This is a genomic window from Herbaspirillum huttiense (assembly GCF_004367745.1).
GTDB lineage: Bacteria > Pseudomonadota > Gammaproteobacteria > Burkholderiales > Burkholderiaceae_D > Herbaspirillum > Herbaspirillum huttiense.
In genome coordinates, this window is sequence record NZ_CP037993.1 from 3211911 (window position 1) to 3226851 (window position 14941).

Consider the following 14941-nt stretch of genomic DNA (forward strand, 5'->3'; position numbering starts at 1 on the left):
GTCCGCACGATGATCGGGGTGGAAGGCCGTGCTCAAGCAATGCCTGCCCGCGCCGATACCGTAGGAAATTTCCCGAGGCACACAGACAATCACACCAACAATACAGTCACCAGCCGGCATGTCCAAGAAACCGACCACGCTCACGCCCGTCGAGATCGCCCGAGAAGCTTTCCAGAGGCTTGGGGCGCGTCGCATCTCGCCTACCCCGGATGCCTATCGCATCGCCTACGAGGAAATCCAGGGGGGCATGCCCGGCGTGACGGCCGAGTCGGTACTGAGCACCTTCGCCACCAAGCTCTCGCGCCAGCCAGGGGAAAACGGATTGCTGGGCACGCGCCTGGTGCGCGCCCGCGAGAATGGCGACTGGACCGAGTTCGAGCGCCAGCTGATCGAGTTCGCGGACGCCAACTGGCAGAGCCGACCCATCGTACCGGCCAAACCGGCCGTGCCGCATGGTGAACTGGTGCCGATCGACCTGGAACGGCAATTCATCCGCGACAGCATCAAGGAGAAGATGCTGCGCGAAATGCTGGCCCGCATCCTGGTCTTCAACCTGCCCTCGCTGCTCTCGACCGCACCGGAACTGGCCAACGAGTCGCGCAACAGCGGCCAGGATCTCAAAATGGCGTTCTCCGAGCAGGCGATGAACGAGATCATCACCCGCGTCAAGCAGCTGAGCTTCCAGATCGAGCTCAAGACCGACGACATGGCCCAGCAGCAGGAATTGCTGATGCGCCTGTTCCAGCTGCTGCTGGAAAACATCAACGGACTACTGGAACAAGGCTCCTGGCTGTCGAGCCAGATCGAAACCGTACAGAGCCTGATCGCCGGTCCGCTCAGCAATACCTCGCTGGCCGACGCCACCAAGAACCTCAAGGAAGTGATCTACAAGCAGGGCCTGCTGAAGAACACGCTGTCCGAAGAAAAAGTGGTGGTCAAGAACATGATGCTGACCTTCGTGGACCGGCTCTCGGCCATGGTCTCCACCACCGACAACTACCAGCGCACCATTCGCGGCTTCTCCCAGCAGATTAGCCAGGCCGGCAACATCGCTGACCTCAACAGCGTGCTCAGCGAAATCATGACCGAGACGCAGAAAGCCCAGGAAGAAGCCACCCGCTCGCGCGACGCCATGGTCGATGCGCGCCAGGAAGTGGAAAAAGCCGAAGAACGTATCCAGGCGCTGGAACAGCAATTGCAGCAGATGGGTGAACTGGTGCGCGAAGACCAGTTGACGGGCAGCCTCAACCGGCGCGGCATGGATGAATCCCTGGATCGCGAGATCGCCAACGCCCTGCGCCGCGAGACGCCGCTGTGTGTGGCCTTGCTGGACCTGGATGATTTCAAGCGCATCAATGACACGCATGGTCACGCCACCGGCGACGAAGTGCTGGTGCACCTGGTGCAGGTGATCCGGGAAACCTTGCGCAAGCTGGATGTGATTGCGCGTTTCGGCGGCGAAGAGTTCGTCATCCTCATGCCGGAGACCAGCCCGCAGGATGCGGTGCAGATCATCACCCGCGTGCAGCGCGAACTGACCAAGCGCATCTTCATGCATGAAAGCCAGCGCCTGCTGATTACCTTCAGTGCCGGCGTGTCGGTCTATCACCCCGGCGAGAGCCAGGCCGAATTGCTCAAGCGCACCGACGTGGCGCTGTACAAGGCCAAGAATGCCGGCAAGAACCGCATCGTCTTTGCCGATCCGCCCGCGGACACTCCCACCCTGCCGTCCCCGGACTGAAAGGATCCGGTGCCGGCCCTTCAGCGCCGCATGTCCGCCAGCGCACCCCGCCAGCTGCGCCAGCCGGCCATCGCCATCAGCACGAACAGTGCGTACAGGATGGCGGTGAGCGTCAGGTGCTTGTAGAGATACAGGCCGACGTAGAGCACGTCCACCGCGATCCAGACCAGCCAGTTTTCCAGCTTCTTGCGCGACAACAGGAACTGCCCGACCAGGCTGCCCGCCGTGAGGAAGCCATCCATATGCGGCACATCGGTGTCGGTATAACGCTGCAGGAACCAGGACAGCAGCAGCCACCCGCCCAGCCAGGCGACTGCCATGACTGCCCAGCCACGTGCGGCCAACTGCGACACCTGCAAGGCCTGGTGCTGGTCGCCGCCGCGCAGCCACTGCGTCCAGCCCCATACTGACACTGCCACGAAGACGAACTGCAAGCCGGCATCGCCATAGAGGCGCGCATCGGCGAAGACGGCCGCGTACAACAGCGAAGAGAGAATCGAAAACAGCCACGCCCAGTGATTCTGGCGGATATTGAGCCAGACCGTGATCACGGCCAGCGCGAAGGAGACCAGTTCCAGCGGCGTGGTGCTCAGGCCAAGCCACACCAGCGGGGTATCAGGACGCATGTGAAGGAAAAAACTGCAGGTGCTCAGCGCGTGGCGACACGGCCACCGGCGGCGGCCGCATTGGCCGGCACGGAGACGCTGTTGGGCTGCCCGGAACCAGGCATGTAGGGATTCGGATTGACGGCTGCCGCAGGCTTGCCGGAGCTGCCATCGAGCAGCTGAATGAAGATTTCGTTCTGGCGGATCATGCCCAGCTCAAAGCGTGCACGTTCCTCGACGGCCCCCTTGGACTGCTTCAGGTCGTCCACTTCAGAGGACAGCTTGGCGTTGCGTTCCTTGAGTTCGTCGTTCTTCTTGTGTGCCAGTTGAACCTGGCGGTCGAGCTCCCAGACCTTGAACCAGCCACCCTTCCCCAGCCAAAGAGGATACTGGATCACGACCAGCAGGAAGGACAGGCAAAGGATGATCAGGCGCATAGCCGGGAGCTCTCGATGCGGTGCCTGCCTTCAGGGTCGGCACCGCAAGCTTGTTTACTTCAGGTTGTAGAACGCAGCGCGGCCGGGGTAGCTGGCGATGTCGCCCAGATCTTCTTCGATACGCAGCAGCTGGTTGTACTTGGCCATGCGATCCGAACGCGACATGGAGCCGGTCTTGATCTGCAGAGCGTTCATGCCCACGGCGATATCGGCGATGGTCGAGTCTTCAGTTTCGCCCGAACGGTGCGAGATCACGGCGGTGTAGCCAGCGCGCTTGGCCATTTCGATGGCGGCGAAGGTCTCGGTCAGGGTGCCGATCTGGTTGATCTTGATCAGGATCGAGTTGCCGATGCCCTTGTCGATGCCTTCCTTGAGGATCTTGGTGTTGGTGACGAACAGGTCGTCGCCCACCAGCTGCACCTTCTTGCCCAGGGTTTCGGTCAAGAGCTTCCAGCCGGCCCAGTCGTTCTCGGCCATGCCGTCTTCGATGCTGATGATCGGGTACTTGTCGCACCAGGATGCCAGCAGGCCGGTCTTTTGCGCCGGGGTCAGCACCATGTTTTCACCGGCCAGGTGATAGTTGCCGTCCTTGTAGTACTCGGAAGCGGCGCAGTCCAGGCCCAGGGCAATCTGGGTGCCCGGCTCGTAGCCGGCCTTCTCGATGGCTTCGATGATCAGCTTGATGGCTTCTTCGTGGCTCGAGACGTTCGGGGCGAAGCCACCTTCGTCGCCGACGGAAGTGGCCAGGCCACGGTCGTGCAGGATCTTCTTGAGGGTGTGGAACACCTCGGCGCCGTAGCGCAGGGCTTCACGGAAGCTCGGTGCGCCGACCGGGATGATCATGAATTCCTGGATATCCAGGTTGTTGTCGGCGTGGGCACCGCCGTTGATGACGTTCATCATCGGCACCGGCATCTGCATGGAGCCGCTGCCACCGAAGTAACGGTACAGGGGCAGGCCCGATTCTTCGGCAGCGGCCTTGGCCACGGCCATCGAGACGGCCAGCATGGCGTTGGCACCCAGGCGGCTCTTGTTCTCGGTGCCGTCCAGGTCGATCAGGGTGCGATCCAGGAAGGCTTGCTCATTGGCGTCCAGGCCCATGATGGCTTCCGAGATCTCGGTGTTGATGTTTTCGCAGGCTTGCAGCACGCCCTTGCCGAAATAGCGGCTCTTGTCGCCGTCGCGCAGTTCGATCGCTTCGCGCGAACCGGTGGAGGCGCCCGAAGGCACGGCAGCGCGGCCCAGCACGCCGGATTCCAGCAGCACGTCGCATTCCACGGTCGGATTGCCACGCGAGTCGATCACTTCGCGGCCGATAATATCAACGATTGCACTCATTCCAGATCTCCATCGAGGTTTTAAAAATTGTTGGCGGGTGCAGGCACGGTGGCCGGGACAGCCGCACCCTGTCAGCGTGCGTTGCGCCCATGATGAAACGGCCGCCGGGCGGCAGCCGTTTCATGCACACATCAGGAAAAATTGTTTTCCAGGAAGCCTGCCTTCTTCACGATGCGATCCAGATCGATCATCGTGCCCAGCAAATCCTTCATGCGCGCCAGTGGCACGGCATTGGGACCATCCGACTTGGCTTCGGCGGGGTTCGGGTGGGTTTCCATGAACACACCCGAAATGCCGACGGCAATGGCGGCGCGCGCCAGCACCGGCACGAACTCGCGCTGGCCGCCTGACGACGTGCCCTGCCCGCCCGGCAGCTGCACCGAGTGGGTGGCATCAAACACCACCGGAGCGCCGGTTTCGCGCATGATGGCCAGGCTGCGCATATCGGACACCAGGTTGTTGTAGCCGAACGAAGCGCCACGCTCGCAGGCCATGAACTGATCGGTCGGCAGCCCGGCTTCCTTGGCAGCAGCACGGGCCTTGTCGATGACGTTGACCATGTCGTGCGGTGCCAGGAACTGGCCCTTCTTGATATTGACCGGCTTGCCCGATTGCGCACAGGCGCGGATGAAGTCGGTCTGGCGGCACAGGAAGGCCGGCGTCTGCAGCACATCCACCACGGCGGCCACGGGCTTGATCTCGTCGATCTCGTGGATGTCGGTGAGGACCGGCACGCCGATTTCCTTCTTGACCTTGGCCAGGATCTCCAGACCCTTCTCCATGCCCAGGCCACGGAACGAGGTACCCGAAGAACGGTTGGCCTTGTCGAAGGACGACTTGTAGATGAACGGGATACCCAGTTCCGTCGTGATCTCCTTCAGGGTACCGGCGGTGTCGAGCGCCATCTGCTCGGACTCGATCACGCAGGTGCCGGCGATCAGGAAGAACGGGTGTTCCAGACCGACATCAAAACCGCACAGTTTCATGCTTTGCCCTTTGCAGCGGCATCCTGTTGCAACTCGGCGTGATGCGCCAGGGCTGCACGGATGTAGGAAATGAACAGCGGATGGCCATCACGCGGGGTGGACTTGAACTCCGGGTGATACTGCACGCCGATGTAGAACGGGTGAGCGTTCTCGCCGGTGCGCGGCAGTTCCATGATTTCGCACAGGTCTTCGGTCGGCGTACGGGCCGAAACCACCATGCCGGCTTCTTCCACACGGGTCAGGTAGAAGTTGTTGGCTTCATAGCGATGGCGGTGACGCTCGGTCACGCTGTCGCCATAGATCTCGGCCGCCAGGGTACCCGGCTTGACCGCACAGGTCTGCGCGCCCAGGCGCATGGTGCCGCCCAGGTCGGAATTGGCATCGCGACGCTCGACCTTGCCATCATGGTTCTGCCATTCGTCGATCAGAGCGACCACCGGTTGCTCGGTATCCGGATCGAACTCGGTCGAGTTGGCCTTGGACAGGCCGGCCTTGTTGCGGGCATATTCCAGCAGGGCCACTTGCATACCCAGGCAGATGCCCAGATACGGGACCTTGTTCTCACGGGCGTAGCGGGCAGCGGCAATCTTGCCTTCCACGCCGCGCTTGCCGAAGCCGCCCGGGACCAGGATGGCATCGTACTTGTTCAGGCTATCGGTGCCGTTGGCTTCGATCTCTTCCGAATCCAGATACTCGATGTTGACGCGGCTGCCGGTATGGATGCCGGCATGGCGCAGCGCTTCGGTCAGCGACTTGTAGGACTCGGTCAGGTCGACATACTTGCCGACCATGCCGATGGTGACTTCGTGCGAAGGATTGTTCTGCGCATCGATCAGCTTGTCCCACATCGACAGATCGGCCGGCTTGGGCGACAGGCCCAGCTTTTCGCAAATGATGGTATCCAAACCCTGGTCGTGCAGCATCTGCGGAATCTTGTAGATGCTATCGGCATCCCACACCGAAATGACGGCGTCGGCGGCGACGTTGGAGAACAGCGAGATCTTGTCGCGTTCGTCGTCAGGAATGCGGCGGTCGGCACGGCACAGCAGCGCGTCGGGCGAAATGCCGATCTCGCGCAGCTTCTGCACGCTGTGCTGGGTGGGCTTGGTCTTGAGTTCGCCGGCCGAGGCCAGGAACGGCACCAGAGTCAGGTGGACGAAGGCGGTGGCATTGCGGCCGGAGCGCAGGCTCAGCTGGCGCGCAGCTTCCAGGAAGGGCAGCGACTCGATGTCACCGACGGTACCGCCGATTTCCACCAGCGCCACTTCGAAACCTTCGGCACCACGATGGATGAATTCCTGGATCTCGTTGGTGATGTGCGGGATCACCTGAACGGTCTTTCCCAGGTATTCGCCACGGCGTTCCTTGCGGATCACCGATTCATACACCTGGCCGGTGGTGAAATTGTTCACCTTCTTCATCTTGGCCGAGATGAAACGCTCGTAGTGGCCCAGGTCGAGGTCGGTTTCGGCGCCGTCATCGGTGACGAACACTTCACCGTGCTGCAACGGGCTCATCGTGCCGGGGTCGACGTTGATGTAGGGATCGAGCTTCAGGAGGGTGACTTTGAGGCCGCGCGATTCGAGGATCGCAGCGAGAGACGCGGCGGCAATCCCTTTACCCAGGGAAGACACGACGCCGCCAGTGACAAATACAAACTTGGTCATTACAGATGAGTGCCGAACGGCACATGCGGGAAATTCAAATTATACCCCAAAACCGGCTCGTTTTTTAAGCCTGCTTGCGATTAGTGTCTCGCCATCGACAAACTTGCAGCAGGAAAACATGCCCGGCCGCCGGGAATGGCTTCTTGACCATCATCCCGGCAGATTGGTTCATCTCCACGCTATTTAACTTCAAGCCCCCTGCCCTGCAACAGCTGCCCGATCATGGCGTGCGTGGCTTGGGCCGCCTCCACCGGTGACTCCATCGGGAACAGGTGCCCTCCGGCGATCTGCAGGAAATTCGGTCCGACCAGCCGGCGCGTGGCGTCCAGTCCGGCCAGGCGGCACTCGACCGAATCGACGCCGCCCACGAAGCCCACCGGTACGGGATAGGTCTGGCGCGCCAGACGTCCGAGGTGATGCGGAATGGTGCGGTAGACCGCCGTTTCGGTCTCGCGCGAAAAGCGCAGCCTGACGCCACCGCCCGGCTGGGGCACCAGCCCATGCTGCACGTAGTCGCGCAGCACCTGCTGCGGCCAGGCAGCAAACAGGGACTTGGCCGCGTAATGCTGATAAGCCGCTTCCATGTCGGGCCAGTTGTCGCGGCGGCGCGCCGAGGCCACCGAGGGCGAATGGCGGCTCTCGTATTTGAGGATCTTAGCCAGACGCAGCAGGTGCGCACGCCAGCCAGCCACGATGGGCGAATCCAGCAGCACCACGCAGCGCACCAGCGCAGGCCGCTTGCGCGCAGCCATCAGCGCCAGGATACCGCCCATGGAATGACCAACCAGGATCACCGGTTCGGTATAGCTGCGTTCCAGCTCCTCGCGCAGCTCGCGGGCCAGGGTACGCCAGCCGTCATCGACCGGGAAGCGCGGATTGTGGGCGTGGATCGGCAAGGCACGCACATCGTAATGGGCGCGCAACTGCTCGAAGAACATGCCGTAAGTCCCCGCCGGATAGCTGTTGGCGTGGGCGAAATGAAGAATAGGATGGCTCATGGAAAGGCACAGACTGGGCAATGGCCGCAGCATAGCAAAACCGCCCATGCCGCGAGCGTGCTATTTTCCCGCATCGCGAAATGCAGCTGCGGGCAGCCGGACCGCCCGCTGGCATCACTGCTCGTACCAGTAACGCGCGTGTTGCTTTCGGTATTGCTCCACCTGCAACTGGTCGCCCAAGGTCATGGTCAGCGCGCCGGTTTCGTCAGTGCGCAGGCGGCGAATGCCGAATCGGCCATAACGTTCATAGACTTCCGGCTTGGGATGATTGAAACGGTTGCGATAGCCGACCTGGAACACCGCCAGTTCCGGCCGCACCGCGCGCAGGAAAGGTTCGGTGGACGAAGTACCACTGCCATGATGCGGAGCCAGCAGCACCGTGGAGGGCAAGCGGTCGGCCAGCGGCCCGCTCACCAGCTCATCTTCCTGCACCGCCTCGATATCTCCGGCCAGCAGGACCGATTGCCGTCCGATCTGCACCTTCAGCACGCAACTGCGGGCATTCGGCCGCCATTTGTCGCTGTCATAGCTGGCTGCATCCGGATGCAGCAAGGTAAAGCCGATGCCATCCCAGTTCCAGGATTGTCCGGCCTGGCAGCGCGTGTGCTCGGGGGCGGCGCGCAGGATCGGGCTGTCCGGCGACAGCGAAGAATAGACACTGTCAACCGGCAAATGCCTGAAGAGCGATACCGCCCCGCCGGAATGATCGTTGTCATTGTGTGAAATCACCACGCGATCCAGATGGTCGATCCCGCGCGCACGCAGGTAGGGCAGGATCACTCGCGTGGCCCCGTCCGATTCGGCGGTGTAATACGGACCGGTGTCGTAGAGCAGCCGATGACCCGGGGTTTCCACCAGCACCGCCATCCCCTGCCCGACGTCGAAGGCAGTCACGCGCATGCTTCCTTCAGCCGGCGCTACCGGGGCATTGAGCAGCAAAGGCAACCAGCCGAACAGGCCCAGCCAGCGCACCGGCCAGCCGCGCGGTGCCAGCACCAGCAGGGTTCCGCCCAGGGCCAGGGCAAACATCCAGGTGCTGGGCAGCGGCGTTTGCCACACGGCCCAGGGCATGGCATTGAGCCCCTGCAGGAATTCGGCCAGCCAGACCAGCAGCTGATGCGGCACCTGCAGCACGAATTGCGCGAGCACAGCCGGCAGGATGCTGCCCAGCAGCGCCAGCGGCGTGATCACCAGCGAGACCAGCGGAATGGCCACCGCATTGGCAATCGGGCTGACCAGCGAATATTGTCCGAACAAAAGCACCGTCAGCGGCACCAGTCCCAGCGTGACGACGTATTGGGCATAACCGGCTTGCTTGATCCGCTGCAGCAGCGCCGACCACCAGTGCTTGTGCGAAGCGGCAGCGGCCATGGCCTGCGGCGGCTGCATGCGCCCGACCGAGCCATACAGCAACAAGGCCACCGCACCGAAGGAAAGCCAGAAGCCCGGCCACAGCACCGCCCAGGGATCCAGCAGCAAGACCAGCGCCAGGGCCAGGCACTGCACCACCGAGACGCGCACGATGCGGCCGCGCCAGAAAGCGATCCCGACCACGATCAGCATGTACAGCGTGCGCTGGGCCGGCACCCCGAACCCGGCCAGCAACACGTAGATGAATGCCGCTCCCATCCCGACGATCACCGCCACCTTCTGGGCCGGCAGCCGCAGCGGCAATTGCGCCCCCGTGAAGAAGGAGCGCCGCCACAGCCAGCTTGCCAGACCGCCGCACAGGGCTGCCAGCATGGTGATATGCAGGCCGGAGATGGCCATCAGATGGCCGATGCCGGTGCGATTGAACACGGTCCAGTCCGCTTGGTTGATGCCGCGCTGGTCGCCCATGACCAGGGCTGCGATCACGCCGGCATAGGGGGCGCCGGGGAGCGCCGAGTAGATGCGGTCGCGCAGCCAGCCGCGGGCGCTGTCGATCATATGGGAAGGCGTCCAAACGAAGTCGTCGACACGGCGATTGAGCGCCGTCAACGCAGCACCCGAGGCCGCCGGACGGCCCACCACGTAGCCGGTGGCTCGCACATCGTCCTGCAGCAGCCACAGCTCGTAGTCGAAGCCATCCGGATTGGCATTGCCGTGCGGACGTTTGAGCCGCACCTGCAAGCGCCAGCGCTCACCCGGCCGCAGGTCAGGTACGGCCATTCGGGGCGGCGCGGCCTGCTCGCCATCCTCGGAGGGCTGCTGGTAGCGCTGGTTGCCGTACCAGGACAGCGCCAGCCGGGGCGGCACCGGCGGCTTCACGCCCCCCTGCACCACCACCTGCTCCACATCGAAACGGAAGCGCACGCCCTGCTCGGTATGCGCAGGCAAATCCGCGACGGTACCGATGACGGTGATATCACGTCCCTCCCAGGCTTTGGGGAGCTCCTGATCGAGGTAATACAGGGCAAAGGAAGCCGCCCACAGGAAGCCCAGCCAGGCACCACAGGTCAGCAACAGGGGCACCCGCAGCCAGGGCTGCCAGAACTTCCAGGCCGTCAAACCCAGCAAAAGCGCCAGCACCAGCCCGACCGCAACCCATTCGGTGCCCGGCAACTGGCCCTGCACCTGCAGCAATCCCACGCCGATGGCAAACCCGATGATCAGCGCGCGCATCAGAGTGGCAATCCTGCATGCGCCAGGCGCGGCAACGCGGCCCGGGCATTGGCGGTGGTGGCGGCGGCGATCTCCTGCAGCGGCAGCTGGCGCAGCTCGGCCAGGACTTCACCGATGCGCGGGATCTGGTCCGGGGTGTTGATGCCGGGATGCCGCCAGGCCGGTGAAATATCCGGCGCGTCGGTTTCCAGCACGATCGAGGACAAGGGCAATTCGGTCGCCAGCCGGCGGATCTGCAGCGAACGCGGGAAAGTCATGGCGCCGCCAAATCCCAGGTGCAGCCCCAGCTCAACGAAGGTCCGGGCCTGCTGGTCGCTGCCATTGAAGGCATGCGCGATGCCACCCGGCACGCGGATGCGGCGCAGGTATTTGAGGATGATGTCCTGCGAACGCCGCACATGCAGCAGCACCGGCAGGTCGAAGTCGCGTGCCAGCTTGAGCTGCTCGGCAAAGAAGAATTCCTGCTTCTCGCGCAGCGGCGCTTCTTTCAGGGCCGGCACGAAGAAATCCAGCCCGATCTCACCGATCCCCACGAACAACGGATCGTCCAGCGCCTCGCCGATGGCCGTACGCAAGATCTCCAGATCGGATTCCTTGGCAGTGGGGACATAAAGCGGATGAATGCCCAGCGCATAGACGGCATTGCCGACTTCGCGCGCAAGCCGTCCGACTTCCTTGAAGTTCACTTTGGCGATGGCGGGAATGACGATGGCGCGCACGCCGGCCTGCGCAGCCTCGGCGGCCACGGCAGCGGAACGTTCGCCGAATTCCCCGGCGTCGAGATGGCAGTGCGTATCGACCCACATGTGCTGGCTTGGCGAAAATCGGAAGACCGGCCTCAGGGCAGCGGTTCCGGATAACGACACCCGCCGCAGGGGCCGCGATCGCATGATTCAGCCAGGCTGCTGATGCGGCTCGCTTCCCCCGAAGCGTCTTGTTGTTTGAACAGCATAGCCGGTTTGAACCGGCTTCAACCCGCGCAGTTTACCGTCTAACGCCCTCTTGCAGTAATTAACAATGGTAAAGAAATACCAGATCCTTCACGCGCGGACATGAAAAAAGGACGCGATCGCTCGCGTCCTTCATCTAGCACGCTACCCGGGCGCACCGATCAGGCTTGATCAGGCCGGCTGCAGCGACTTGCCCAGCTTGCGCAGGAACTGCTCGCAGCGTTCCATCTGCGACAGTGTCACGAACTCGTTGGGCTTGTGGGCATTGCCGATGTCGCCAGGACCGCAGACGATGGTCGGGATGCCGATCTGCTGGAACAGGCCTGCTTCGGTGCCATAGGCCACCTTGCGGGTTTCGCGATCCCCCGTCAGTGCGCGCACCAGCTCGGTGATGGCCGCCTGCTCGACCGCTTCCAGCGCCGGGCTGCCGGCGAAGTTGTCGATCTCCACGCGGGCTTCCGGGAATTCGCTGCGCATCTTGGGCAGCAGCACCTCGGCGATGTACTTGTCGATCTGCGCCTGGATGTCGGCCACGCTCATGCCGGGCAGGTTGCGGAATTCGTAAGTAAATTCACACAGCTCGGGAATGGTGTTGACCGCGATGCCGCCACGGATCTGATTGGTGGTCATGGTGCTGAAGGGCACATCGAAGAATTGGTCATACGGGCCATTGGCCTTGTAGCCATCGGCGAAATCGCGGATGGCACAGATCAGGCGTGCGGCGTGCTCGATGGCGTTGCAGCCCTGCGGGGTCAGCGACGAGTGCGCGGACTTGCCGTGCACCTTGCAGGCAAACACGTTGATGCCCTTGTGCGCCACCACCACGTTCATGCTGGTGGGCTCACCCACCACGCAGCCATCGACCTTGATGCCGCGCTTGACGATTTCTTCCAGCATCACGGGCGCGCCAATGCAGCCGATTTCTTCATCATAGGAAAACGCCAGGTGAATCGGCTTTACACGCGGCATGGCCAGGAATTCCGGCACCAGCGCCAGCGAGGTCGCGATGAAACCCTTCATGTCGCAAGTGCCGCGGCCGAACAGGCTGCCATCCTTCTCGGTCAGCTTGAAGGGATCGGTATCCCATTTCTGGCCATCCACCGGCACCACGTCGGTATGGCCGGAGAGCACGATGCCGCCTTCAGTGCTGCCGGCATTGGCGCCGGCGGTAGCGGGCAAGGTGGCGAACAGGTTGGCCTTGGTCTGCTCCTTGTTGTGCGCCAGCCAGGAGGAGATGCCTTGCTTTTCCAGGCTGTCACGCACGGTGGTGATCAGTTCCAGGTTGGAGTTGCGGCTGGTGGTATCGAAGGCGACCAGGGTCTCTAGCCATTGGCGGGTGTTCATTGTCTTGCTCCAGTTTCCGTCTGTACAGGTATTCGTGTCTTCAAAAGCACACCGCCGTCTTGTATCAAGACGGCGGCGTCAAAGGCGATAGCTTACCCGGAATGCATCAAGGCTGCTGACCGGCCACTTTCAGGCCCTGGTCGGACAAGCGCAATACGCGCGCGCAGCGGCCTGCCAGTTCGATGTCGTGGGTCACGATCACGAAGGCCGTGCCCAGCGTGCGCGAGAGTTCGATCATCAGTTCGAAGGTGCGATCGGCCGTGCTGCGGTCGAGATTGCCGGTCGGCTCATCGGCCAGCACGCAGGCCGGACGCGTCACCAGCGCGCGCGCCAGGGCCACCCGCTGGCGCTCGCCCCCGGAAAGCTCGCCCGGCACGTGCGTCACGCGCTGCGCCAGGCCGACCTTCTCCAGCATCTCGCGCGCCTGCTCCTGCGCTTCGGCCCGTTTGACGCGGCGAATCATCAGCGGCATGGCCACGTTGTCCAGCGCCGAGAATTCCGGCAGCAGATGGTGGAACTGGTAGACAAAGCCCAGCGACTGGTTGCGCAGCGTGCCGCGCTCGCTCTCGCCCAGGCTGGCGAAATCCTTGCCCAACAGGCTGACGGTGCCGGTGCTGGGCGTATCGAGCCCGCCCAGCAGGTGCAGCAAAGTCGACTTGCCGGAGCCCGAGGCACCGACGATGGCGACTTGTTCACCATGGTAGACGTCGATATCGACATTGCCCAATACCCTCACCGAATACTTGCCCTGGGTGAAAGTCTTGCCCAGGCCGCGCGACGACAGCACGGCCTGGCGATTCTTGATCGGATCGTTGTTATTCATAGCGCAGCGCCTCCGCCGGTTTGACACGGGCCGCTGCCCAGCTCGGATACAGGGTAGCCAGGAAGGCCAGCACCACGGCCAGACCGCCGATGGTATAGACGTCCGACCAGATCAGTTCGGATGGCAATTCAGAAATCACGTAAATGCTCTTGGGCAGGAACTGCACGTGGAATGCCCGCTCGATGGCCGGCACCAGCACGTCGATATTGAGTGCCACCACCACTCCCAGGCCGACGCCGATGGCCGTACCGACCAGGCCGACCAGGGCCCCCTGAATCACAAAAATCTTCATGATGGAGGCGGGAGAGGCCCCCAGCGTGCGCAGGATGGCGATGTCAGCCTGCTTGTCGGTGACCGTCATCACCAGCGTGGACACCAGATTGAAGGCCGCCACGGCGATGATCAACGCGAGGATGATGAACATCATGCGCTTTTCAGTCTTGACGGCCGCGAACCAGTTGCTGTTCTGCTGCGACCAGTCGCGCAGGTAGAGGTCGCCGCTCAGGGTGCGCGCCAGCTGCTGCGTCACTTCCGGGGCCTGCAGCATGTCGCGGATGCGCAGGCGCACGCCAGTGGGGGCATCCATGCGGAACAGGGTTTCTGCATCCTGCAACTGGATGAAGGCCAGCGACGAATCGAATTCATAATGGCCCGCTTCGAAAATCCCGGTCACCGTGAATTGCTTCAGGCGCGGCAAGACCCCGGCCGGGGTCACCTGCCCTTGCGGCACGATCACCGTGACCTTGTCGCCCAGGCCCACGCGCATGCCGCGCGCCAGCTCGCCGCCGATCACGATGTTGAATTCGCCGGGTTTCAGAGAATCGAAACTGCCCTGCTTGACCTGCTTGGCCACGTCCGAGACCTTGGGCTCTTCCTCGGGCAGCACGCCGCGCACCAGCACGCCGCGCAGGTTGTCGTCACGCGTCATCATGGCCTGGCCCGATACATAGGGCGCAGCGCCCAGCACCTCGGGGTTCTGGAAGGTCTGCTTGGCCACCGCCTGCCAGTCTTTCATGGAGCCGGAGGCATCGAAGACTTCGATGTGGGCCAGCACGGAAAGCATGCGGTCACGCACTTCCTTCTGGAAACCATTCATGACCGACAGCACCACAATCAGGGCAGCCACGCCCAGCGCAATGCCGGCCATGGAAATGAGGGAAATGAAGGAAATGAAACTGTTGCGGCCGCTGCGCTTGCCGGCCCGCGTGTAGCGGATGCCGACCAGCCATTCGAACGGCAGGTTTTTAATCAGACTCAAAATTGCTCCGGGAGAGGGCCTGCACAATGTGCTGCCAGTGGCCTCGCCTCCCGGTTCCGGGACGCAATCCTCTGGCCGCACGCCAACACGGGCGAAGACAAAGCGCGAAGTTTGCCACAGTTTGCAGTCATGGCCCATCCCTGGCCGTCTGCTCCATACTCGCGCCGGACCCGTCGGTCGTCTGCCGTGA

At 62.9% G+C, this 14941-nt stretch carries 12 protein-coding genes; 1 reads left to right on the plus strand and 11 read right to left on the minus strand.

Features of this window, described 5'->3' with window-relative positions; translation table 11 throughout:
* Window positions 1–118 precede the first annotated feature (118 nt).
* Window positions 119–1741, plus strand: a complete 1623-nt coding sequence (locus tag E2K99_RS14510) for a GGDEF domain-containing protein (RefSeq protein ID WP_134222679.1) — start codon at window positions 119–121, stop codon at window positions 1739–1741.
* A 20-nt stretch (window positions 1742–1761) separates the two neighbouring features.
* Here E2K99_RS14510 and pnuC read toward each other — a convergent pair whose 3' ends face one another.
* From pnuC to E2K99_RS14565, 11 genes are all read right to left on the minus strand, one after another.
* Window positions 1762–2367 carry a nicotinamide riboside transporter PnuC gene (gene pnuC / locus E2K99_RS14515; protein WP_134222680.1) on the minus strand — a complete coding sequence of 202 codons (606 nt, stop codon included), beginning with the start codon at window positions 2365–2367 and terminating at the stop codon, window positions 1762–1764.
* Between the two features lie 23 nt (window positions 2368–2390).
* Window positions 2391–2783 (minus strand): cell division protein FtsB, encoded by a 393-nt coding sequence (gene ftsB, locus E2K99_RS14520; protein ID WP_134222681.1) that lies wholly within the window; start codon window positions 2781–2783, stop codon window positions 2391–2393.
* A 54-nt stretch (window positions 2784–2837) separates the two neighbouring features.
* Window positions 2838–4121 (minus strand): phosphopyruvate hydratase, encoded by a 1284-nt coding sequence (gene eno / locus E2K99_RS14525; RefSeq protein WP_039785546.1) that lies wholly within the window; start codon window positions 4119–4121, stop codon window positions 2838–2840.
* A 131-nt stretch (window positions 4122–4252) separates the two neighbouring features.
* Window positions 4253–5107 (minus strand): 3-deoxy-8-phosphooctulonate synthase, encoded by an 855-nt coding sequence (gene kdsA / locus E2K99_RS14530; RefSeq protein ID WP_121041675.1) that lies wholly within the window; start codon window positions 5105–5107, stop codon window positions 4253–4255.
* Complete coding sequence (locus E2K99_RS14535; protein WP_039785542.1) at window positions 5104–6774, minus strand: CTP synthase; 1671 nt, start codon at window positions 6772–6774, stop codon at window positions 5104–5106. The genes kdsA and E2K99_RS14535 overlap by 4 nt, the downstream gene beginning before the upstream one ends.
* 179 nt (window positions 6775–6953) lie before the next feature.
* A complete protein-coding gene (locus E2K99_RS14540) occupies window positions 6954–7772 on the minus strand; it encodes an alpha/beta fold hydrolase (protein WP_205703679.1) in 819 nt (272 codons plus the stop codon).
* Window positions 7773–7886: 114 nt separating this feature from the next.
* Window positions 7887–10376 (minus strand): DNA internalization-related competence protein ComEC/Rec2, encoded by a 2490-nt coding sequence (locus E2K99_RS14545; RefSeq protein WP_134222682.1) that lies wholly within the window; start codon window positions 10374–10376, stop codon window positions 7887–7889.
* Window positions 10376–11182: a TatD family hydrolase gene (locus E2K99_RS14550; RefSeq protein ID WP_034341257.1), complete on the minus strand. Its 807-nt coding sequence runs from the start codon at window positions 11180–11182 to the stop codon at window positions 10376–10378. Before E2K99_RS14550 ends, E2K99_RS14545 begins: the two co-directional genes overlap by 1 nt.
* Window positions 11183–11497: 315 nt before the next feature.
* On the minus strand, window positions 11498–12670 hold the full coding sequence (gene argE, locus E2K99_RS14555) for an acetylornithine deacetylase (RefSeq protein WP_134222683.1): 1173 nt from the start codon (window positions 12668–12670) through the stop codon (window positions 11498–11500).
* 106 nt (window positions 12671–12776) lie between these two features.
* Complete coding sequence (lolD, locus tag E2K99_RS14560; RefSeq protein ID WP_134222684.1) at window positions 12777–13493, minus strand: lipoprotein-releasing ABC transporter ATP-binding protein LolD; 717 nt, start codon at window positions 13491–13493, stop codon at window positions 12777–12779.
* Window positions 13486–14751 carry a lipoprotein-releasing ABC transporter permease subunit gene (locus E2K99_RS14565; protein WP_134135884.1) on the minus strand — a complete coding sequence of 422 codons (1266 nt, stop codon included), beginning with the start codon at window positions 14749–14751 and terminating at the stop codon, window positions 13486–13488. Before E2K99_RS14565 ends, lolD begins: the two co-directional genes overlap by 8 nt.
* Window positions 14752–14941 lie beyond the last annotated feature (190 nt).